Below are 21,190 nucleotides of genomic sequence, written 5' to 3' on the forward strand. Positions count from 1 at the left end.
TTTGGTCCAACTTCACCAATTGTGTACTCAAGTTGTTCGTCATTGACTGCACCAGTTACAGTCGCAGTTGGTTGAGCACTTTGACCATCATAGGTCTTACTACCGGCACCACCTGTGATCGTCGCTTGAGCTTTATTGATGGTGTACTGCCCTGTCACTTGAGTTGGGTCCACATGACTAAAATCGTAATTGGTGTTGGCAGCCGCCAGTTTGTCTAAACCAGCTTGGGTCAATGTGACAGTATAATCACCCACATTAATCAAATTTGAATCTTTCCCGGTGACGGTATAGTCAATTCCCTGCGTTAATTTAGGTACCGTCAAACCACTAGGTAACGTTACCGTGGCTGCGTTCGTGATAGCTTGACTATCGTAAGTCTTCGATCCACCAGTGATGGTGACATTGGTAACGTTTTGTTTATATATATAGCTGACATTAACAGCTGCAATCTGCATCCCCGCAGCAACCTTTGTCTCGAAAAGGCCCAAAATATCGGGCAAATTTTCTGCGACTTGTTCATCCGTTGCGGGTGTCGTCCCACCAATCACTTGGCTAACTAATGCCCGAATTGATGCCGGCTCCGCCGGTGATAACGTATCAACAAGCGAAACCGTGCTTTTATCCCAATCAGGCGTATAACCTGAAATATCTTTTATACCAGGAATCACGATGGTTTGACCATCAACCCAGCTATTATTAACTTCAGGTGCTAAAGAATTTTGTGAAATGCCCTGATAAGTAGCATCAGTCACAACCTGTCTAACATAGTAGAAGCCGATAGTGCTTGAGCCCGTTCCATAATTACCACCAACAGTGGTGGCACCCTTTGTCACCACCCCGTTTTCATCAATAGGTCCGTAAAGTTGGTAGTAGTTATGATATGCCAGTCCAGATTCAATGTCGGTTGCCTGCGCTGGTGCATTTGCCGTATAGGCGTCACCAAAAAAACCGTCCAAAGGAAGGACTTCTCCACTTTGATTTAGCAAATACGGCTTTGCTCCCGGTGTGCTTGAATCCGTCGTGTAGTGTGTGCCGGTACTATCGGTATAAACATAGTAAGGATTACCATTCGGATCCACCGCATAGTAATTCACGGTAACAGTGGCCGGATCTTGTTTAAAGATAACTGTTACTGTTTGTGGCGTATTCAGCAGAGCTCCAGTCAAAGAACCTTGAGTCGACGCAAAAGTATAACCCGTTGGTGGTGTCGTCACACTTGTGGGAATCACATAATTAACGTCAGTACCGTTCAACACGGTGCCATTTGGATAAGTCGCCTCCGTTGGGTATGAACTTGCATCTAATCCAGTCAGCGGTTTTAGAATTGGCTTACCATCGCTGCCCAATACTGGATTTCCATTAGTATCCAACTGCTCATAGGCATAATTAACAGAAACCTTGGCGGCATTCTCATAGACGGTAATCGTGTACGTACTGCCCGGAAAGCTGGAACCCGTCCCAGTCGTATCGCCAGAGAAATATTCAGTATCAGAAAACGTCCCCGAATTAATCGTCATGCTGGCCTGATCATACGTTGTTGAACTGAGGCCTAGTGAAGCCAGTGTATCAACTGCGTTCGCATTTGTTCCTGTCGATGGCGTTGCTCGCGAATAGCTGCTACCATCCAGCCCCTGAACTGCTTTTGAAGTAATCTGTTTGCCAGTGATACCATCAATCACATTGTATGTGTCAACGATTGTTGAGTGTTTATAAGAAAAGCTTCGGGCAATACCGGAGTATACAATTCCTTGTACATTCTGGTCGACAGCCCCGATTATACCGACCGCTGTCGCACTAACGGTCGGATAGAAACCACCTGACGTATAATTACTTGCCCCAGCAAACATAACCGTGTTCGTTATTAACTGATCATTAGTGTTTGCATTCATCTGCCAACTTACGGGCACGGCTGGATCAGTGGCTAATCCGGTTTGAATTGGAAAGTCAAACTCAACGGCTGTTATAGCACCAGCGGCATTAGCACCATCATTAGGACGTAAGTAATAGACTTCCCGCCCACTAACCGAATTTGGCAACTGATAGACGGTCATAGAAGCAATCGAATATTTTTCATTTTGCATCGTTGTAACCAGGTTATTAGCTGCCTGTTGGATCACAGATAATGAGGCTCCTATAACTGACGGCGGTAATACAACATAGACTCCGTATAGTTGCTGACTACCCGAGGGGTTATAAATGTGGTTCAAAGATAAGGTTGTGCTCTGATTATAGGTAACAGTAGCGCCATTCACATAAAAATTAGATAAAGAAGGTGCCCCAGTTAGCGTTGGTGCAGTCGGCTGAGCAGCTGCTGACACAGCATCCGTCGCTAACAAACTAACTCGCTCGATTCCATCAGCCACTGTATTCATGCGAACCGCTGTTGGAACGGCTGCTTTCATTGGTACTTGTTCACTAACAGTCGAACTAGCCGCTTGCGTAGACGTCTGTGAAGCTACACTTACATCAGGCGCTGTTGAAGTCGCCATTTTTTGATCGCTAGCAGTCGCCTGGCTGGCTGCCGATTTCTGCTGTGTTTCAGTACTCGTTGTGGAACTAGCTGTAATGGACTCACTATCAGTTGGTGAAGTCGTTGACGCCGCGTCACCAGATCCCGGTTGACTAGCAGGTGCTGAGGCAGCAGTGGCAACGCCTGAGGCGCTCCCCGTTGTTAGGGAGACTGCCTGCGTAGGGTTGCTCGTCGGACTGGCCGCTTCTTCGGCCGGCTGACCGCTATCAGTTGCAGCATGAACCGTCGTTAGGTTGGTGGTAATACCGACACCAAATAGCGTCACCAACGCAAACAGCCACTGCTTACCCTTCTTATACATTTTATAGTGTTCAGATTGTGTTTGATTCTGCTTTCTCATATGCTCCTCCAAGGCTCAAGCTCATCTGATAATTCAACCAACACGAAAAAATTAGCTAGGTAAATTAAACAATTGATTCACTTAAACTAAGATTGAAAAAGAACGTTTAAACAGTCGATTATCTCGATTGTGACAATGTCAATTGTAGCATTAATACTCAATAATTAATCTCATTATATTGATTCAAATGAATATGATTCAGAACTATTTGGTTACTTTTTATTACTGACCACAAAACCCTTTATTCATTTTAGAAAACAAATCTTAAAATAATCTACGATATAATAATTTATTGATGAATTTACGTTAGTTTAATTAAGAAACTTATTGCGTACAATTTATAACATTTTCGAACAGGTTACCAATCAGAACACCTGACGAACGCACTTTTATAATTCTTATTATATAAATGACGATCATGGGACACGATTTTTCTGCTTTAAACTGCCTTATTGTTAAAGAAAATTATTGCTACGCAGCGCACAAAAAAAGCCTACATTGTCATGTAGACTTTGGATTTTTTATTAAAGCTTTGATGTTTTTAACCAGGACCATTGTTTTAGCTGGGGCGCTAACCATATGTACAAGTATTCGGCCACCTGCAACCACCCATAGGCCAGTAAAACAGCGCCAATCGTGTCGGTTGGAAAATGAGCTTGTAAGAAGACGCGACTGAACATCACCAGTAACACCCAAATACATAGAATCGTTTGAATGAGTAATCGTTGCAGTCGGCTTTCGACCAACGGAATTACCATTAAAAACAAAATGGCCGCTACCATGAACGTGCCCAAGACGTGTCCGGATGGAAAGCTGTAACCATCGTCAGCAGCTAAATGCCCAATTGGACGAGCGCGGCCAACGATGTGTTTGATGACAGTTCCTAATACATTGCCACCCAGACCATAACCCAATGTCCACAAGGCCGGGATTCGATAGTGAAATAGCCACAAACCTCCCGCAATCACCAACATATAAACTAAATCCAGCGTCGGACTAGCTAATTTCGTAATTGCCGAGAAAGCTGCCACTGCAAAAGCACTGTTTCGAGGAACGCGGTTAACGATTTCAGAATCGATTAATCCGAGTAATTGCGACTGACGCATTGCCATTACCGCCAACATTAAAAACAGGATGGTCGTCACGGTTAAGATGAGCCCGCGGCCCCGTTCTTTCTCAATCAACATAAATTGAACCTCCCCCCGTTGCCGGGGTCTAAATTCGGTCAAAGGACCATTGACAAAGTATAGCACACCCTTTTGAAATCGCTGCAGTTCAGTGATGAGCTTTACAGTCCTTTAACCAGTTAAGGCTTTCTTAAAAAATGTTACAATAACCGGGTTGCCCGACTTTAATCACTATTTTAGTTCCTAATTTATGGCGAACCGGAAAAGATTTCTAAAGAAATGGCTTAAGTCGACATAATTAGATTACAAATCCTTAGAATGGGTGTGGTTGTTGTTACCAACTGATACAATGAACAACAATTTACCATTACCGGCATACAACCGGTTATTTTGGCTGATGATGACTTTTGGCTCACGATCAGCTTCTTTCATTCAACCGTGCTTGTTTGCACTGGTGAACAGATCCAGTTAACCCGGAGGAATTTATGAACAACGATAATCAAGATTCGCGCCTGAATCGCTATGATCGACGGACGCACGGCAATCATTTCATCGAAGACTCATCCGCCTCGTCAACACCTAAAAATAGCGGTCCTAAGCCACCGAGACATCATCGCCATCCTATTCGAAATACTTTTTTTGCCATTATTGCGGTGCTCTTATTAATCATTGGCGGTTTTGGTCTCAAGCTATATAACAATTTAAAACACTCTTCTAATGAGATGTTTAATTCCGTTAATGGCGCCAAAGCGACTGATGTTAGCGCTAAAATTAAAAAGGGCAAGCCCATTTCAATCTTGTTAATGGGCACTGACGTGGGTGCGCTGGGTCGTAACTCTAAGGAGTGGTCGGGTGGCCGCACGGATTCGATGATGTTAGTCACGGTTAATCCTCAAAAAAAGACCACCACGATGATTAGTATCCCACGTGACTCGCTGGTTTCGGTCGTTGGTTACGAAAATGAATTTCCAACCAAAATCAATGCGGCTTATTACTTCGGCCAGACAAAAACCGCTATTAAGACAACCGAGAAACTTTTTAATGTGCCCATCGACTACTACGCCCTCCTCAACATGGGTGGTTTAGAAAAAGTGATCAATAAAGTCGGCGGTGTGGACATCGTGCCGCCACTTTCGTTCACTTATGAAAACCAAAAATTCGTTAAGGGTAAAAAGATTCATGTTAATGGTGCGCAAGCCCTTAAATTTACCCGGATGCGTTATCAAGATCCAGAAAGCGACTACGGCCGAACATTACGACAACGAATCGTGATCACCGCACTGTTGAAAAAGAGTAGTAATTTATCCAATCTATTGAATCAAGACTTTTTAAATTCCATTGCGAGTCAGTCGCGAACTGATTTCACCTTTGGCGATATGATTGCGCTAGCTAACAACTATCGATCGGCCACCAAACACGTGGTTTCTGACCACGTTCAAGGCGCCAGCGATGATATTAACGGGCAGAGTTTTGAAGTGCTGCCAACGACGGAAAAGCAACGCATCACCAACAAAGTGCGTAAACAACTCGACCTTGCTAAGGCCAAGACTGGCAAACGTTTTGGTAGTTACGTACCCGCTTCATTAGCTGCCTATGCCCCTCCAGTTTCATACGGCGAAACCGCTGATACCGCATCAACTTGGGGCAAAGATACCAACACTGCCTCACAGTACGATAAAGCCTATAATAGTGGTTCTAATACCTATCTTGATCCTAACTATGGGGCCAATAATTCCAGCACTTCAGGTAATACAGCCAATGCGACTGGAAAGGATTCCAAAAACACTGGTGGCTATACCGGTTATGGGTATTAAAGGGCTCGTCCAAAAACCGGTGTAAAGATACATCCTAAAAAGATCACTTCAAAATTGAAGTGATCTTTTTTAACATCCATCATTTTTAACGGTCGCGTGTTAACTGCCACCGACGTTGCCCGCGACGCCACACCCGCTCACTTAATTCAGCTAGCAAAAAACCTAAAGCAATTGTTCCGGCGACGACAACCACTTGGCCGAGGTAGTTTGTTGCTTCGGTCATTTGTCCGAGGACCAAATTACGAACCATCTGATAGGCTTGACCACCAGGGACTAATGGCACCAAGCTAGGAATGTTGAATAAAATAACCGGCATGTGTTTGCGCCGCGCTGCCAAACTGCTCAACCAGCCGATCGCGATACTTGCAGCTAACATCCCCATTGCCATTAACGACAATTGATTGTCGCTAATTGGCAAGGCCTCAATCGCGGTATAAATGACCCAGCCGGTTAGTCCAATTAAACCAGCGATATTCAGTGCCCGTCGCGGAATGTTTAAAATGATGCCGAACCCCACAGTCGCCAAATACGCCAAAATCCCAGCCCATAATAATTGCATGGTTTCACTCCTCTGTTATTTAAACCGCTTATCTCAAGCTCACCATCAGCGCAATGCCAACGCCAATCGCACCAACCGACAGCACCGCCTCCATCGCTCGCGCTGGTCCGCTTAAAAAGTTGCCAGCGATTGTGTCACGAAAAGCATTCATAAGCGGCACGCCGGGCACTAATGGCATGAGCGCTCCGATAATGACCGCATCTCGAGCGGGACGACTCAAACCTAGCCACATCAAACCTAAATCCGCAATTAGGCCGATTAATAAAGCCGCCAAGAATTCAGACAGAAAACGAATGCGCACCTCATGATTTATGTAGTAAAAGACGGCATACCCAATCCCACCGGCCAATGCTGTTAAGCCAACTGTCACCCAGTCGTCAATGCGCGTAAAGGCCACCATTAGGGTGACACTGACCACAACTGCTGCCAAATCTTGTAGCCAAAAAGGAAACGTCGCAACGGCCGCGCTAACTTGGTGTAAACGTCGATTAAATGTTTCTAAATCAATTTCTTGAGCAGCAAACTGACGTGATAACGTATTAACTTGATCAACTTTTTCTAAATCAATCGTGCGCGTGTGAATTGGCCGGACCTGCGTCAGACCCGATTCCGGTAAGGACATTGTGATCCCGGTCAATAATACAAAAACATCCACTTGTTTAAAACCAGCATTGGTGGTGATCCGCGTCATTGTATCTTCCACCCGAGCGATTTCCGACCCATTGCTTAACAGGATCTCCCCGGCCAACAGGGCGGTATTCATGACTAATTGGGCTGTCTGCACACTAATCACTCCCATTTCGTGATGATTAAAAAAGGCGATGCCGCCTTCCAACTGGAAGCCCGACACCGCCGAAATTCTGCTATTAATTAGTCTTTTACGACGTTAGCAGCTTGTGGTCCACGGTCACTTTCTTCAACATCGAAAGTAACGCCTTGGCCTTCTTCAAGCGTCTTGAAGCCGTCGCCTTGGATTGCTGAAAAGTGAACGAAAACATCGTCGCCGCTTTCGCGAGTGATGAAACCGAAGCCTTTGTCAGCGTTAAACCATTTAACAGTACCGTGTTCTGCCATGTTGTTGAGTCCTCCTGTGCGTCTGTACGCAGTTTATAAAGTTTGTAAATTGGCACTGGTACAAATGGGGACTGTCACGAACAAGCATGAGCCGATCTAACCATCATTCCCGAACCAAACTACACAATGATTGTATCATAGGAAGCGGTTTTTTGACCATGCCTTAGTCTTGTAAAAATAAATTTGTTACGCAAGTTGACGTTTACAGCGTTAAAAAATAATCGTCACACCGTAGCGTTCCACCTGGGCGTGAAGACCCAAAAGGCGAGTCAATCATGGTGCGTAAAACAAAAAAAATTTTTGATATAATTTTATTTATCTTATGTGCAGCAGACGTTATGACGTCGCTGGTTTGCCTGTCGCCGCCAAATGAGTAGCAAGCGTTCAAGATTGCACAGTTATCAAGAACGCGCTAAAATAACCTCAGATCAAATACTGGATCTCGACACACCGAACCCCTTAGCAGGTGCAACTGCTAAGGGGTTTTTGGTGGGCTAGCTACCGCTTATACGTTCTTACTTCTTATTATGTCTCCGACGTAGCCAATCAGCGAACCAAACCGTTATCAATCCAACTAAAATTGGATCAACCAAATACTGAATCATCCTAACACACCTCCAATCAGCCGTGTGATTGGTAAGCGGCTCACTAATTATGCCAGTTTCTCATATAATTCATACTGACTTGATTGATTTAAACCTTCTCCGTCAGTCACTAAATAACAATATTTGTTGGATTAATCATTGGCCGTATGTGATACCGGTCATCTTATCCCACGACTAAAAGTGCTAAAATAATATTGAATGATAATTTGGAGGCGTTAATATGGCAGAACAACTGCTAACCATTGACGAACTCGATCATTCCGCTCAGACAACGGCAGTGACCGACTTTGCCAAGTTTTATATTGATTTATGGCAACAGAACAATCTAGAACTAATTTCCGCTTATGATCATCAGCACGGGTACATTGAGAACATTAATCGCGAATTAACTTTAAACCAATCATTTACCCCTGAAGAACGCTTAACCACTAGTGTTAACTTCAATAGCGATGACTACCGCCAACTCCTGCGGGCGATTAAGACACGCTTTTACGCTAACGGTCGACCAGAGACGCCATGGACCGGCTGGTACCAACAGCAATTTGCACAGCTGGCAACCGCGTAATAATCACCCGGCCTGCGACAAAACCTAGTGAACTTGAGCTCGGCAAAAAGCCGTTGTCCGTATACTCCGGATAACGGCTTTTTGACTACTTGACAGTTAGCTTATAGGCGATCTTTGCTGACAAATAACGCGTCAGTAGCACCATGATGAACTTCTGGTTGAATCGTGACATGACATAGGTGATACTTTTGGACTAACAAATCACGAATCTGGGCTACCGTTTCTTCCGCTTCACTGAGCATCACATCTTTCATGTTCACGTGCGCCGAAAAGACGACTTTATTTTCGTCAATCAGCCATGCATGAATATGATGAACCCGAATGACGCCAGGAATTGTGACGATGTCGGCGGCAATCGCATCATAGTCCAGCTGTGGTGCCGTTTGCATCAAGATACTGATTGAATCATGAATCACTGGCCATGTTTCATAGATAATATAAAATGAAACAAGTAAGGTTAACAGCGGATCAATCCACGTGATGTTAAAGATAACAATTAATACCCCGCCGATAATAACCGCGATAGAAGATAAGGCATCCGCCAATACGTGTAAGTAGGTTGCCTTAATATTTAAACTTTCTTCGGCACCTCGATGCATCAAGATGGCAGATACCAAATTAGCCAGTAGCCCAATAACGGCAACGATTAACATGATGTCGCCATTAATCGGTTCTGGCTTCATGAAGCGCCGGGCAGCCTCAACCATCAGCACCACCGACACACCAATTAAAAACAAGCCGTTGACAAACGCGGCGAGAATTTCGGCTCGCCGATAACCAAACGTCCGTTGGCGATTCTGCCGTTTGCCACTAATTCGTTGCGCAACATAGCCTAAAACAATCGACAAAGAGTCGCCTAAATTATGAAAAGCATCAGACAATAAAGCTAACGAACCAGACACTAATCCCCCGATTATTTCTGCAACGGTGATCAATAGATTTAATAAAGTAACGAATAAAAATCGGGCGCCCGTCATTTTCGTTTCCTGCATTAAGGTCGCCCTCCTCTCTAACTAAGAGATACGATGAGCCGATCCACTCGTCCACCGCTCACTGTTCATTATCGCATATGAAGGGTTAAACACAAAAAGCGATTTATGGCTATTTCACTGCCACAGCGTAAATGTAGTCACAAACGCAATGAACGTATCGGTTAACCAGTGGGCAAAAAAAGCCGGCCAGATCGACTTGGTTCGAATATAAAGTCCTGTCGTAATCAAACGGGAAACGCCAATGATGAAGAACATTTGTGCCAAATGCCAATCGTATACATAAAAGTGCATGAGACCAAACATAAACATTGAAATCACGAGTGCAATCCACATGCTGGCATTACGTCCCAGGTGGGAATATTTTTTAATCATCGCCGCCACTGCTAAGAACAAAATAATGCCAAATAATTCTTCAATCATCAAGGCAGGCACATTTAATATCGAGTTAGTTGTGAAATGGAGGATTTTATTTGCTAGACTCCCATGACCAGTACTGGCAATAATGCCCTTATTAGCGACACTAGGGATAAAGGAAGATGCTAACTGTCCATAAGCTAAATTGATAACAGTGAATAGGAGCATTACCCCTAGATCACGTACTGAAAAACGACGATACAATGTTTTTAACGGTTGCTTGGCGCCATACCGAAATAACAATAAAAAGAGTAATAAAGGACCAAAAATTTGATACAGGCCAACCAATCCTAATTCAATTGGATTAGCCGTCCCGACAAAGTTGGTAGCAACTTGAGACAAAATAATGGCGATGCTTACCAATGCAATAAACCAGTAATTGGCTAAAGATTGAGTTTGTGTGTCGATTAAGGGTAAATCAGTAGCCGATTGTTTCTTCTCAAGAAAAAAACGTGTCTCAGTCTGTGTATTCATATTGGCGCCCCTTTCTGAAGATCTTTTTTAGCTTAGTCTAACTACGTCTTCGGCTCAAGTAATCGGACCCGCTAACTACCCCCGAGCAATGCTTATCGATCACTGCAACAAAAAAAGTCTTGCCAAGTAAAATATGGCAAGACTTTAATCAAATTCAAATTAGCAAGCAGAATCGCTTATGCAGTATGAATTTATCTACTTCGAAAAGAATTACTTAACAGTAACCGTAGCACCGGCTTCTTCCAAAGTAGCCTTCAAAGCGTTGGCATCGTCTTCAGACAAGCCTTCCTTAATGTTCTTAGGTGCGCCATCAACTAAGTCCTTAGCGTCCTTCAAACCTAAACCAGTTGCTTCACGAACAGCCTTGATAACTTTGATCTTAGCTGAACCAGCACTAGTCAATTCAACGTCAAATTCAGTCTTGGCAGCAGCGTCGCCACCAGCAGCACCAGCAGCTGCAACCGGAGCAGCAGCACTAACACCAAATTCTTCTTCGATTGCTTTAACCAAATCGTTTAATTCAACGATGGTTGCGTCTTTTAATTGATCAACAATGCTTTGTGAGTCTAAAGCCATGATTGTAATCCTCCATTTTTAAATGTGTTCCGGTCAAGCCGGTAAATTAATCAGATCATGATCAGCTAAACTTAAATGATTAAGCAGCTGGTTCATCATCTTTGTTGTCAGCCACTTGCTTAACTGCAAAGGCAAAGCTGCGAATTGGTGATTGCAATTCGGAAGCCAGCATTGACAGTAAGTCTTCGCGACTTGGCAAGGTTGCGTATGTGTTGATTTCCTCAACGCTGGCAACTTTACCTTCCATCATACCGCCCTTGATTTCAAGGACATCATGATCCTTAGCAAATTTAGCTAAGATCCGCGCTGCGGCGATGGAATCTTCCCCATTACCAAAGGCAACAGCAGTTGGTCCAACGAAAGAATCGTTTAAATCAGCCACGCCAGCCTTTTCAGCGGCACGAGTTAAGATCTTGTTCTTGATGACTTCCATCGCAACGTCGGCATCACGCAATTGCTTACGTAAATCCGTTACTTCTTCAACCGTTAAACCACGGTAGTCAACAACAACAACTGAGTTGGCGTCCGTTAATTTTTTCGCAACGTCGTCAACGATGGCAGCTTTTGCTGCAATTGCTTCTTTACTCACGTTTTACACCTCCATGATTGATTTTTTACCTAAAAAATCCCGCTGTCCTAATCTAAGACAGCGGGTTCAAAGTCATTCACACGAATTGCTTTGCCTCGGCAGGATATTAAGGCACATGGCCACCTGAGTCTTAGGTAAAATTAAATTACTAGATCATCTTAGCAAAGCAACTAACTCACGTCAATGTTTGAATTAGAAACTAGCTAAATCAACCGTTACGGCTGGGCCAAACGTTGAAGCAACAGATAAGTGTTGTACGTAAGTCCCACGAACAGCGGCTGGGCGTGCACGAACAATCACGTCTTCAATCGCTTTGAAGTTACCAACGAGTTGGTCTTCAGAGAATGATACTTTACCGATTTGAACGTGAACGTTTCCGTCACGATCGGTCCGGTAAGTCACCTGTCCACCCTTAGCGTCTTTGACAGCTTGGGCAACGTTCATCGTAACTGTACCTGTCTTCGGGTTAGGCATTAAGCCTTTAGGTCCCAATTGGCGACCTAAACGGCCAACTTGAGCCATCATGTCTGGTGTTGCAATTGCAACGTCAAAGTCTAACCAACCATCAGAGATACGTTGAACTAAATCAGTATCACCGACTTCATCAGCACCTGCATCTTTAGCAGCTTGGGCTTGTTCACCCTTTGCGAATACGATGACGCGTTGTGTTTTACCAGTTCCGTTAGGTAAAACCATTGCCCCACGTAACTGTTGGTCTGCCTGCTTGGTGTCCAAGTTTAAGTTGAAGGCAACTTCAACCGTAGCATCGAACTTCGCGAAGTCGATCTTCTTCACCAAGGCAACGGCGTCTTCTACGCTGTAAGCTTTTGTCTTGTCGACTTGCTTGGCAGCTTCTTGATACTTCTTGCCCTTTTTAGTGGCCATTGTGTTTTCCTCCTTGCAAATGTGGTAATGGCGAAAAACGCTCAGCAGGAATTCTCAACACTGTACATGAGCTGTCACTCTAGTCGATAAATGACATCTCACTCACTGTGTGCCGTTTCCTAATGCTCATTTCTGCTCGATGTTTTTCTTCCACCTGATACATTCAGCTTTTGCCGAGTATCCGTACCGTCAAAGTTAAGCTTAGCCTTCTACAGTAAAGCCCATGCTCCGTGCAGTACCTTCGACCATGCGCATAGCGGCTTCCACGTCGGCAGCGTTTAGATCTTGCATCTTAGTCTTGGCAATTTCCTCAACTTGCGCTTTAGTTACCGTAGCAACCTTTTTCGTGTTGGGTTCGCCAGAACCATGTTCAACACCAGCAGCCTTCTTCAATAGAACAGAAGCTGGCGGGGTCTTAGTGACGAAGTCGAATGAACGATCCTCGTACACCGTGATAACAACTGGAATCAACAATCCTGCTTGATCAGCAGTCCGGGCATTAAAGTCCTTTGTGAATCCCATGATGTTAATTCCTGCTTGACCTAAAGCAGGACCAACCGGCGGAGCAGGTGTTGCTTTACCGGCAGGAATTTGTAACTTAACAACATTAGCTACTTTTTTAGCCATGTTCAATTCCTCCTTGATTGTGGTCGTTGATGGCGCATAAGTTTTGCGCCTCCCACGGCATGTGTAAACACATACCGTAGTAGTTTACCATGTTGATCAACTAGTGACAAGCGATTACTAGATTTTATCGACTTGGGCAAAGTTCAATTCCGCTGAAGTTTCTCGACCAAACATGTCGACATTAACCTTTAATTTTTGCTTTTCGTCATCAACTTCTGTTACTTTACCGACCATATCAGAAAAGGCACCATCGACGATCCGGACAGATTCGCCAACCTCGACATCAAAATCGCTTTGATGGCGCGCATCAACACCAATGCGGTTTAATACCAAGCTCACTTCATCTGGTAATAGTGGGGTTGGCTTTGAACCACCGCCATGAGAACCCACGAAGCCTGTGACGCCAGGAGTATTACGGACGATATACCAAGCTTGATCCGTCATGATCATCTCAACGAGCACGTAACCCGGAAAATCATTTTCAACTACTGTCTTAGCTTTACCATCTTTAATCTGTTGTGCTTCTTCTTCTGGTACTACGACACGAAAGATGTAATCAGACATTCCCATGGATTGTGCCCGGGATTCCAAGTTTGCTTTCACCTTATTCTCATAGCCAGAATACGTGTGTAACACATACCATAGTTTTTCAGCGGTTTCCGCCATGTTCTATTCCTCCATCCAACAAACGACAAAATAAAAAAACTTCGCACGCAACGAAGTTTTCCAACAGATCCAGTATATCAAAAATAATGCTATTTGACCACTTTGACCAAATACAAGAAACATGCTTGTGTCAATTGGCTAAGCCAGCCAAGTCACAAGGGCCTGCATGCCCCAGTCAATTAGTGCGAAGAATAGCGCAAACATCACTGAGACGAGGAGCACAATCGAAGAATCACGCCGATTTTCCTTGGCAGTTGGCCACCGAACAATCTTCAATTCAGCGATCACACTCTTTAAAAAGCGCCATAAATGCATGAGTTATCCTCCTACTTTGTCTCCTGATGTAATGTATATTGACCACAGTGTTTACAGAATTTATTAATTTCAAGCCGATTAGTCCGATTAGGATTGGATGAAATAGTGTAATTTCGTGATCCACACACTGAACATGCCAGTGCGACTTTACGATTGGCCATCTCTGGCACCTCCAGGATAGAATTTAGGTCACCACAAAAGGGCAATCCTCAACAATTAATATCTAAATTAGACTAGCACGCGATTCTAACGGTGTCAATTGAATAAATCAGCCTGTTCGCGTCAACTTTTAGTGGATTGCCATTTTAAACGAGTAATGGTTTAAGCGTTAACCGCGGTAACTCGTTTACCACCTAGACAAGTGTATAAAAGTCCGCCCGCTTCATTCACGTTGCATCGCTCGAAGAAGTTGGGTCGCTTTCGTATGGCATCGATTAATCGCGTTGGCGACACGATCCTCGTCAACCCCACCAACATAAGCCAGATAAACAATTGAGATACCATCAATTAATCCTTGCCAGACAAACGTTTCTAATGGTGACAACAACGCCGTTAATCGCGTTAAGTAACCTTGCAAATTTAATTGATGACTTCCTGTCAATCCAAATGTGCGTAGCTGATCAGCCAAGCTAGTTTGATTATCATCATCGATTGATTCACTGAGTTCCGTTGCCCGCCGTTTCAACGCATTTTGCTGCCGTTTTAAATCAAAACCCCGGTTTCGAACATTGATCTTAAAGTAGGCGCCAAATTCCCCGAATTGACGACCATGATACCGTTTCAACGTTTCTGTCAAAACGATTCGTGATTCTTGCTGCCAGTCATCGTAATCGACTAAAATTCCCTTAAAATGCAGCAGATGATAGTACTTAATTACCAGTGGCTGATATTGATTAAACAGCCGTTCAAATGCTTGCTGATCGCCCCTGTCGGCGTCATTAATCACAAGGTCTTCCGCTTCACGATTCCAACCAATCATCTCTGCACCCGCTTTCTAAAAGTAGCATCACCAGTTGATGATTTTAATTTAGAAAAAAGGACCCAAATGACCAACCAAACGCATGTTTTAATAATTTAAGTCTTTGATAATCCATCAATTCTATTATAATTTGAACTGCTCTCCTCCATAGAAAAGCCAAACAAAAGCCCCTCGTGAGGCCCACAATCAATTAAAATGAGCCCCTCACACTTTAGTCTGGGTAAATGGTTCGTTTCCTGTCAAAGACGAAATGACCCTGATCCATCACCAAATGATCAGTGACGGATAAAGGCCATCATCAAAGAAACGCATATTTTCATCAATAATTATGTTAGCGAATGACGTGAATTAAAACCAGCGTAGATCAATAGTGAAGCCGCGACAGACGCATTCAAGCTCTGTACATGACCAATCATCGGAATGGTCAACATCTCATCCACCGATTTCTTTAAGAGCGGTGCGATCCCTTTGCCCTCGTTACCAATGATGAGCGCAGTCGGCCCAGTGGCATCCCATCGGCGATAATCAGTGCCCGCCATATCGGTGCCAAAAATCCACAGTCCACGGTCTTTAAGGGTCTTGACCGTGGCGACTAGATTCGTCACTCGCGCAACGGGTACATGTTCGATCGCTCCAGTGGAAGTCTTTGCCACCACCGAAGTTAATCCAACTGCCCGTCGTTTAGGGATAATAATTCCGTGAACGCCAGCTGCATCAGCCGTCCGCAAGATTGAGCCCAGATTATGTGGATCCTCGACAGAATCTAAAATTAAGAAAAACGGCGGCTCATTTACGGCATCCGCTTTGGCAAATAAATCATCTAGTGAAGCATAATCAAATGGCGGAATTGCTAACACGACGCCTTGATGATTTTGACCAGCCGTCATTTGATCTAACTTTTGTTTCGGCACGGTACTGATAATCAAGCCTCGCTGGTTAGCCAAATTAGCAATGTTATGCAACACATCTGCGTGCAGGCCCTCTTGAATAAAAACCTTGTTCACTTGTTGATCAGAATTTAATGCGGCTTCTACCGGGTGCCGACCAATGATGAAATCGCCGGTTTCGTTAGCAACTGGTGCTGACTTGGCTGGTTCTTCACGATGTTTAACCGGATGACGGCGTTGGTTTCCTTGATGTTTATTTGGCATGATTTGCTCCCTTGGTTTCTTCCGTGCGGCCGGCCTCAACTTGCTCAATGCACCATTGCGCCAGCCAATCTTGTCGTTCTCGCTGATCGGTCAACTTTAGATAGCCAAAGATCGCCTCAAAACCCGTTGAGATCCGATACGTCACAATATTAGTATTTTTAGCGCTATGTCGCGTGGTCGCATTACGGCCGTGTTTAAACATCGCCGTTTCTTCATCTGTTAAAATTTCATCAATTTCCATCAAGCGAATTAACGCAGCCTGAGCTTTAGCTGACACAAAGTGGGTCGCGTGATGGTGCAATTTAGTCGGCACGGTATAGCCGCGCTCAATCAAATGTTGGCGAATGTATACTTCATACACGGCGTCACCAATGTAAGCTAACGCCATGCCGTTTAATTCACGATAGTTAATTTCAGTCATCTGTGTCCTTCCGCCAGCGAGTTCCTTGCGGCGTATCCTCCAAAATAATGCCCCGTGCTTTAAGCTGATCGCGAATTTCATCGCTACGGGCAAAATCTTTGTTGGCCCGCGCTTGTAGCCGTTCGTCGATCAACCCTTGGATTTCTTCATCGGCCAGCGATTCATCTTCAAATTCAATACCAAAGACCCGTAAAAGAGTGGCATATAACGTCTTTAATTGAATCAAGGTTGCTGCTTGCACCGTTTCACGGTTTAAATACACATTGATCACTTTTGCCAGCTCATAAATTGCCGCGATACCATTTTGTGCGTTAAAGTCATCGTCCATCGCCGTTTCAAACGCAACTTGTTGCTCGTGGGCTGCCTGTTCAACGGCAACGTCATGGCCTTCTTCAGCATCCGCCAACCGATAGGCTAGATTATCAGAAGTGTTTTTCAGCCGTTTAAGATTATTCTTTGCGTCAGCCAAATTCCCACTGGTGTATTGAATCGGCCGACGATACTGGGTCGTCGCCATGAAGAACCGGACTGCTTGCGGATCTTCTTGCTCATTCATCTGGTGCAACGTAATAAAATTCCCCAGTGACTTACTCATTTTTTGATTTTCATCGCCAACCGTCACAAAACCGTTATGCATCCAATAGCGTGCAAACTGCTGTCCTGTATGAGCCTCACTTTGGGCAATTTCATTGGTGTGATGTGGGAAAATTAAATCTTGACCACCACCGTGGATATCAAAGGTATCGCCTAAATACTTAGTGGACATTACTGAACACTCAATATGCCAACCAGGACGGCCCATGCCCCAAGGTGATGACCATGAAATTTCATTTGGTTTTGCGGCCTTCCACAAAGCAAAATCAATCGGGTCTTCCTTTTTGGCGTTATCACCATCGTCTACACGGTCGCTCGCTCCTGTTTCCAAGTCATCTAGCGATTCATGGACCAATTGGGTGTAATGCGCAAACTTACGGGCTCGGTAATACACGTCACCAGCAGATTCATAAGCATACCCCTTGGCCACTAAATCAGCCACAAACGCGATAATGTCATCGATATTGTCCGTTGCCCGTGGATTCACGGTCGCTCGCTCAACATTAAGTGGCTTAGTGTCCTCAAAATAAGCGTTGATGAAACGATCACCTAACTCCGGCACCGTGATTCCTTCACGCGCAGCTTCGTTGATCATCTTATCGTCTACATCAGTGAAATTTGAAACGTAATTCACGGTAAATCCTTTGTATTCAAAATAACGACGAATCGTATCAAAGGCAACGACTGAGCGTGCGTTGCCGATATGAATGTAGTTGTACACGGTAGGACCACACACATACATGTTCACTTGGCCTTCATGTAGCGGCACAAACGGTTCTTTTGTTCGAGAAAGCGTATTAAAAATTTGAATCATGGCACCGTTGCCTCCTTAAACCAATTGTAATTAATGTGATTTTACCATATTTTGGTAACGCTGCTAGGCAAAGGCTGTCTAAGCGGACCATCACCCGATCGACAAGAAGCCAACATTCAGTGTGACATCTTACTGAATGTTGGCTTCTTAGCAGAGCGATTACAATGATTCAATAATGGCTTGCATGTTCCGTAAAGTTGCTTTACGACCTAACAATTCCATTGATTCTGGCAATTGTGGACCATGCATTTCGTGAGTCGCCGCGATCCGCAGTGGCATGTATAACGCGCGACCACGAATTTTGGTTTCTTTTTGAATTTCCTTGATTGTCTTTTGAATCTGAAAAGCATCGAATACCGCGAGTTTATCAGCTCGCTGAACGAACTCAGTCAGTACCGTCTTGGCGGTATCGGCAGCCAACTCTTCCTTGGCTTCATCCGTAATCTGGGCCGGTTCTTGGAAGAAAACATCTTTACTCATGTCCACGATTTGCGCTGTGTAGGACATTTGTTGTTTGTAAAGACTGACCAACTTACGGACCCATTCCAGATGTAATTGGTTGGGATCATTTTCAACCAAGCCAGCCCGAATTAATTCTTGTAGACTACTATCGAAGATTTCATCTTCAGGGGCCGCTTTCACGTATTGGTTGTTGATCCATTCTAGCTTTTTGCCATCAAACTTAGCTGGCGATTTGGACAATCGCTTTTCATCAAACATTTTGATCAGTTCTTTTTGCGTGAAAATTTCATTTTCACCCACCGGTGACCAACCTAACAACGTGATGAAGTTTAACATTGCATCAGGCAAGTAGCCCAATTCACGATACTGTTCAATGAACTGGAGGACGGTTTCGTCACGCTTCGACAGCTTTTTACCCGTCTCAGTGTTAATGATCAACGTCATATGACCAAAAATTGGGGCTTCCCAACCGAACGCTTCATAAATCATCAATTGTTTTGGCGTGTTGGCAATATGATCGTCTCCACGTAAAACGTGACTGATTTCCATCAAATGATCGTCAACCACCACGGCAAAGTTGTAGGTTGGCATGCCATCACGCTTTTGGATCACCCAGTCGCCGCCGATGGTATCTGAGTTGATAGAAATATGTCCCTTAACGATATCTTCCCAGGCGTAGTCACGATTCTTCGGCACACGAAAACGGACGACTGGTGTTAACCCGTCGGCTTCAGACTTCGCTTGAGCAGCCGCAATTTCTTCATCACTCATGCCCTCGTATTCATAGACATAGTGCGGCGCTTGCTTATTAGCCTGCTGACGTTCACGATCAGCAGCTAATTCTTCCTCAGTCTTGTAAGATTTATAGGCCAACTCCTGATCCAACAGCTCTTGAATCAGCTTCACATAGATGTCTTTACGTTCAGATTGCCGATAAGGACCAAAGTCACCGGGTTTGTCAGGACCTTCATCCCAGTCAATTCCCAGCCATTTCAAGTTGTCTAACTGACTTTTTTCACCGTCAGCCACGTTCCGTTTCGTATCAGTATCTTCAATCCGAATCACAAACGTTCCGTTGTTGTGCCGCGCAAATAAGTAGTTAAATAACGCGGTTCGGGCATTGCCAATATGCAAATGTCCGGTTGGTGACGGTGCGTAACGCACCCGAATTTTATCCTTGGCCACAATCAGCGCCTCTTTCTTAATTAATTAGTGTGTCTGCTGTTTATGTTACCTTTTTGGGCAGGGTTTTTCAATAACGCCTGGTCATGAGGTCGCGTTTTACTCCGAAGCAACAAGCAATCATCAAACACTTGTCCTAAGGCATTCTTGCTCTGGATTTACTCACTGTCTAGCAACTTTTAAATCGTATTTTAGATCAAAAAAGCGCCGATTTAAGCCAGCGCTCTTTGACATCACGGTTTCCGTGAGTTCTTCTTATTCGGTTTAGCTGTCGCTGAATTTGGTTTTGGTGCGTCACCACTACTAGGCTTTTCGTTTAAGCCACGGGTGGAATGCGTTGGTTTGGCAAAAATCATGCGGCCTGCATCCGTCTGCAAAGCGCTCGTTACCGTGACGTCAAGATGTTCATTGATGTAGTAGCGACCGTCTTCCACGACGACCATCGTGCCATCATCCAAGTAGGCGACACCTTGTTGACGTTCCGTCCCGTTTTTGACCACCATCACGTTAAGCTGTTCGCCTGGAATCACTCGGGGCTTCAACGATTTCGCTAACGCGTTGATATTCATGATCTGAACGTTTTGAAATTGGCTCACTTTATTCAGATTGTAGTCATTGGTAACCACCACGGCTTGCATCTGTTTCGCCAATTCGATCAACTTGTCATCAACCTCGGGGATGTCTTTGAAATCACCCTCATACATTTCAATCGGCATAATCTTTTCATTTTGAAGCTTGTTCAAAATATCCAGGCCACGCCGGCCACGCACACGTTTGATACTGTCACTAGAATCCGCAATGTATTGCAGCTCCTGCAACACAAAGTTAGGAACTAGCAAGGTACCTTCAAGAAAACCAGTTTTGATGATGTCGTATATCCGCCCATCAATCAAAATATTGGTATCTAAAATCTTGTAATGGTGATAATTCGGTTCACTTTCATCAAGAATCTCGCCGCTTTCGTTAGTACGCTTATTGCGCCGGAAGCTGAGCGAAAATAACCGTCGCCACTCATCAGTCCGCGTTGTCCCTAATCGAAAACCCAAGTAGCCTAGCAGTAACATCAGCACCACCGGAATCAACGTGTTCGTTAGAAACATCGGCGTTTGAAAGAAAATCGTCGAAATCAAGATCGCAAACACCAAACCGACAATGGTTCCCAAACTACCAAACAGCAAGTAGATCGGGCTTTGCTTTGCTAAATATTTCTCCGCCCGATTCACCAGTTTTTCAATGTAACCGACTAACAGAAACGAAAGTAAATACAGAATAATTGCACCAAACACAATGTTAGTCAAAAAGTTATTGATCAAGCCATTACCAGACAAACCGACGAGCTCCCAAAACACCGGAAGAAAACGAAAGCCTGCCCCAATTCCAGCAATCACAAATAATAATTGAATCACAAGTCTTTTGGTCATTTTCATTGTTTTCA

At 44.4% G+C, this 21,190-nt stretch carries 23 protein-coding genes and 1 other annotated feature; of the genes, 2 read left to right on the forward strand and 21 right to left on the reverse strand.

Features of this window, described 5'->3' with window-relative positions; all coding sequences use genetic code 11:
- The 3 genes from AC27FN_RS07110 to AC27FN_RS07120 form a co-directional block, all read right to left on the reverse strand.
- Window positions 1-2,870, reverse strand: a 2,870-nt coding sequence (locus tag AC27FN_RS07110; protein ID WP_487167316.1) for an MBG domain-containing protein, incomplete at its 3' end; no start/stop codon positions are given.
- 524 nt (window positions 2,871-3,394) lie between these two features.
- Window positions 3,395-4,057: a phosphatase PAP2 family protein gene (locus AC27FN_RS07115; protein WP_487167317.1), complete on the reverse strand. Its 663-nt coding sequence runs from the start codon at window positions 4,055-4,057 to the stop codon at window positions 3,395-3,397.
- A 243-nt stretch (window positions 4,058-4,300) separates the two neighbouring features.
- Window positions 4,301-4,429, reverse strand: a complete 129-nt coding sequence (locus AC27FN_RS07120; RefSeq protein WP_487167318.1) for a hypothetical protein — start codon at window positions 4,427-4,429, stop codon at window positions 4,301-4,303.
- Between the two features lie 53 nt (window positions 4,430-4,482).
- Between AC27FN_RS07120 and AC27FN_RS07125 the strand changes: the two genes are divergently transcribed.
- Window positions 4,483-5,811, forward strand: a complete 1,329-nt coding sequence (locus AC27FN_RS07125) for an LCP family glycopolymer transferase (protein WP_487167319.1) — start codon at window positions 4,483-4,485, stop codon at window positions 5,809-5,811.
- A gap of 85 nt (window positions 5,812-5,896) precedes the next feature.
- Here AC27FN_RS07125 and AC27FN_RS07130 read toward each other — a convergent pair whose 3' ends face one another.
- The 3 genes from AC27FN_RS07130 to AC27FN_RS07140 all read right to left on the reverse strand — a co-directional run bounded on the left by AC27FN_RS07130 (window position 5,897) and on the right by AC27FN_RS07140 (window position 7,444).
- Window positions 5,897-6,370, reverse strand: coding sequence for a threonine/serine exporter family protein (locus tag AC27FN_RS07130; RefSeq protein ID WP_487167320.1), 474 nt, complete (start codon window positions 6,368-6,370; stop codon window positions 5,897-5,899).
- A 28-nt stretch (window positions 6,371-6,398) separates the two neighbouring features.
- Window positions 6,399-7,154, reverse strand: coding sequence for a threonine/serine exporter family protein (locus AC27FN_RS07135; protein WP_487167494.1), 756 nt, complete (start codon window positions 7,152-7,154; stop codon window positions 6,399-6,401).
- Window positions 7,155-7,240: 86 nt separating this feature from the next.
- Complete coding sequence (locus tag AC27FN_RS07140) at window positions 7,241-7,444, reverse strand: cold-shock protein (protein ID WP_407884724.1); 204 nt, start codon at window positions 7,442-7,444, stop codon at window positions 7,241-7,243.
- Between the two features lie 825 nt (window positions 7,445-8,269).
- On the opposite strand from AC27FN_RS07140, the gene AC27FN_RS07145 reads away from it, so the two are divergent.
- A complete protein-coding gene (locus AC27FN_RS07145; protein ID WP_487167321.1) occupies window positions 8,270-8,614 on the forward strand; it encodes a hypothetical protein in 345 nt (114 codons plus the stop codon).
- A gap of 101 nt (window positions 8,615-8,715) precedes the next feature.
- Here the strand turns inward: AC27FN_RS07145 and AC27FN_RS07150 are convergent, their stop codons facing one another.
- The 15 genes from AC27FN_RS07150 to AC27FN_RS07220 all read right to left on the reverse strand — a co-directional run bounded on the left by AC27FN_RS07150 (window position 8,716) and on the right by AC27FN_RS07220 (window position 21,182).
- Window positions 8,716-9,606, reverse strand: a complete 891-nt coding sequence (locus AC27FN_RS07150; RefSeq protein ID WP_487167322.1) for a cation diffusion facilitator family transporter — start codon at window positions 9,604-9,606, stop codon at window positions 8,716-8,718.
- Window positions 9,607-9,720: 114 nt separating this feature from the next.
- Window positions 9,721-10,494: a CPBP family intramembrane glutamic endopeptidase gene (locus tag AC27FN_RS07155; protein ID WP_487167323.1), complete on the reverse strand. Its 774-nt coding sequence runs from the start codon at window positions 10,492-10,494 to the stop codon at window positions 9,721-9,723.
- Between the two features lie 210 nt (window positions 10,495-10,704).
- Window positions 10,705-11,070, reverse strand: coding sequence for a 50S ribosomal protein L7/L12 (gene rplL, locus AC27FN_RS07160; protein ID WP_407884718.1), 366 nt, complete (start codon window positions 11,068-11,070; stop codon window positions 10,705-10,707).
- A 79-nt stretch (window positions 11,071-11,149) separates the two neighbouring features.
- A complete protein-coding gene (gene rplJ, locus AC27FN_RS07165) occupies window positions 11,150-11,659 on the reverse strand; it encodes a 50S ribosomal protein L10 (RefSeq protein WP_407884717.1) in 510 nt (169 codons plus the stop codon).
- Between the two features lie 23 nt (window positions 11,660-11,682).
- Window positions 11,683-11,812, reverse strand: a sequence feature (ribosomal protein L10 leader region).
- A gap of 39 nt (window positions 11,813-11,851) precedes the next feature.
- Complete coding sequence (gene rplA / locus AC27FN_RS07170) at window positions 11,852-12,544, reverse strand: 50S ribosomal protein L1 (RefSeq protein ID WP_407884715.1); 693 nt, start codon at window positions 12,542-12,544, stop codon at window positions 11,852-11,854.
- A gap of 201 nt (window positions 12,545-12,745) precedes the next feature.
- Complete coding sequence (gene rplK / locus AC27FN_RS07175; protein WP_057811427.1) at window positions 12,746-13,171, reverse strand: 50S ribosomal protein L11; 426 nt, start codon at window positions 13,169-13,171, stop codon at window positions 12,746-12,748.
- Between the two features lie 117 nt (window positions 13,172-13,288).
- Window positions 13,289-13,837, reverse strand: coding sequence for a transcription termination/antitermination protein NusG (gene nusG / locus AC27FN_RS07180; RefSeq protein WP_487167324.1), 549 nt, complete (start codon window positions 13,835-13,837; stop codon window positions 13,289-13,291).
- Between the two features lie 138 nt (window positions 13,838-13,975).
- Window positions 13,976-14,152 (reverse strand): preprotein translocase subunit SecE, encoded by a 177-nt coding sequence (gene secE, locus AC27FN_RS07185; RefSeq protein WP_407884710.1) that lies wholly within the window; start codon window positions 14,150-14,152, stop codon window positions 13,976-13,978.
- An 11-nt stretch (window positions 14,153-14,163) separates the two neighbouring features.
- Window positions 14,164-14,313, reverse strand: coding sequence for a 50S ribosomal protein L33 (gene rpmG, locus AC27FN_RS07190; RefSeq protein WP_487167325.1), 150 nt, complete (start codon window positions 14,311-14,313; stop codon window positions 14,164-14,166).
- Window positions 14,314-14,534: 221 nt separating this feature from the next.
- Window positions 14,535-15,131, reverse strand: a complete 597-nt coding sequence (locus AC27FN_RS07195) for an RNA polymerase sigma factor (RefSeq protein WP_487167326.1) — start codon at window positions 15,129-15,131, stop codon at window positions 14,535-14,537.
- A 326-nt stretch (window positions 15,132-15,457) separates the two neighbouring features.
- Entirely contained in the window at window positions 15,458-16,282 is an 825-nt protein-coding gene (gene rlmB / locus AC27FN_RS07200; RefSeq protein ID WP_487167327.1) for a 23S rRNA (guanosine(2251)-2'-O)-methyltransferase RlmB, read from the reverse strand.
- The gene (locus AC27FN_RS07205; RefSeq protein ID WP_487167328.1) at window positions 16,272-16,703 is read right to left on the reverse strand and encodes a Mini-ribonuclease 3; all 432 of its coding nucleotides are present in this window, start codon (window positions 16,701-16,703) and stop codon (window positions 16,272-16,274) included. Before AC27FN_RS07205 ends, rlmB begins: the two co-directional genes overlap by 11 nt.
- Window positions 16,696-18,111, reverse strand: coding sequence for a cysteine--tRNA ligase (gene cysS, locus AC27FN_RS07210; RefSeq protein ID WP_487167329.1), 1,416 nt, complete (start codon window positions 18,109-18,111; stop codon window positions 16,696-16,698). The genes AC27FN_RS07205 and cysS overlap by 8 nt, the downstream gene beginning before the upstream one ends.
- A 159-nt stretch (window positions 18,112-18,270) precedes the next feature.
- Window positions 18,271-19,758, reverse strand: coding sequence for a glutamate--tRNA ligase (gene gltX, locus AC27FN_RS07215; RefSeq protein ID WP_487167330.1), 1,488 nt, complete (start codon window positions 19,756-19,758; stop codon window positions 18,271-18,273).
- A 230-nt stretch (window positions 19,759-19,988) separates the two neighbouring features.
- Window positions 19,989-21,182 carry a PIN/TRAM domain-containing protein gene (locus AC27FN_RS07220; protein ID WP_487167331.1) on the reverse strand — a complete coding sequence of 398 codons (1,194 nt, stop codon included), beginning with the start codon at window positions 21,180-21,182 and terminating at the stop codon, window positions 19,989-19,991.
- Window positions 21,183-21,190: the final 8 nt, after the last annotated feature.

The sequence above is a fragment of the Furfurilactobacillus sp. W61-4 genome (genome assembly GCF_057545565.1).

Bases quoted from the DNA above. Each gene is read 5' to 3' on its own strand.
- AC27FN_RS07220 (WP_487167331.1), bottom strand. From the start codon at position 21,182: ATGAAAATGACCAAAAGACTTGTGATTCAATTATTATTTGTGATTGCT.
- AC27FN_RS07125 (WP_487167319.1), top strand. From the start codon at position 4,483: ATGAACAACGATAATCAAGATTCGCGCCTGAATCGCTATGATCGACGG.
- cysS (WP_487167329.1), bottom strand. From the start codon at position 18,111: ATGATTCAAATTTTTAATACGCTTTCTCGAACAAAAGAACCGTTTGTG.
- secE (WP_407884710.1), bottom strand. From the start codon at position 14,152: ATGCATTTATGGCGCTTTTTAAAGAGTGTGATCGCTGAATTGAAGATT.
- AC27FN_RS07140 (WP_407884724.1), bottom strand. From the start codon at position 7,444: ATGGCAGAACACGGTACTGTTAAATGGTTTAACGCTGACAAAGGCTTC.
- rlmB (WP_487167327.1), bottom strand. From the start codon at position 16,282: ATGCCAAATAAACATCAAGGAAACCAACGCCGTCATCCGGTTAAACAT.
- rpmG (WP_487167325.1), bottom strand. From the start codon at position 14,313: ATGGCCAATCGTAAAGTCGCACTGGCATGTTCAGTGTGTGGATCACGA.
- nusG (WP_487167324.1), bottom strand. From the start codon at position 13,837: ATGGCGGAAACCGCTGAAAAACTATGGTATGTGTTACACACGTATTCT.
- AC27FN_RS07150 (WP_487167322.1), bottom strand. From the start codon at position 9,606: ATGCAGGAAACGAAAATGACGGGCGCCCGATTTTTATTCGTTACTTTA.
- rplK (WP_057811427.1), bottom strand. From the start codon at position 13,171: ATGGCTAAAAAAGTAGCTAATGTTGTTAAGTTACAAATTCCTGCCGGT.
- AC27FN_RS07195 (WP_487167326.1), bottom strand. From the start codon at position 15,131: ATGATTGGTTGGAATCGTGAAGCGGAAGACCTTGTGATTAATGACGCC.
- AC27FN_RS07145 (WP_487167321.1), top strand. From the start codon at position 8,270: ATGGCAGAACAACTGCTAACCATTGACGAACTCGATCATTCCGCTCAG.
- AC27FN_RS07155 (WP_487167323.1), bottom strand. From the start codon at position 10,494: ATGAATACACAGACTGAGACACGTTTTTTTCTTGAGAAGAAACAATCG.
- AC27FN_RS07120 (WP_487167318.1), bottom strand. From the start codon at position 4,429: ATGAAAGAAGCTGATCGTGAGCCAAAAGTCATCATCAGCCAAAATAAC.
- AC27FN_RS07115 (WP_487167317.1), bottom strand. From the start codon at position 4,057: ATGTTGATTGAGAAAGAACGGGGCCGCGGGCTCATCTTAACCGTGACG.
- AC27FN_RS07205 (WP_487167328.1), bottom strand. From the start codon at position 16,703: ATGACTGAAATTAACTATCGTGAATTAAACGGCATGGCGTTAGCTTAC.
- AC27FN_RS07130 (WP_487167320.1), bottom strand. From the start codon at position 6,370: ATGCAATTATTATGGGCTGGGATTTTGGCGTATTTGGCGACTGTGGGG.
- rplA (WP_407884715.1), bottom strand. From the start codon at position 12,544: ATGGCCACTAAAAAGGGCAAGAAGTATCAAGAAGCTGCCAAGCAAGTC.
- rplL (WP_407884718.1), bottom strand. From the start codon at position 11,070: ATGGCTTTAGACTCACAAAGCATTGTTGATCAATTAAAAGACGCAACC.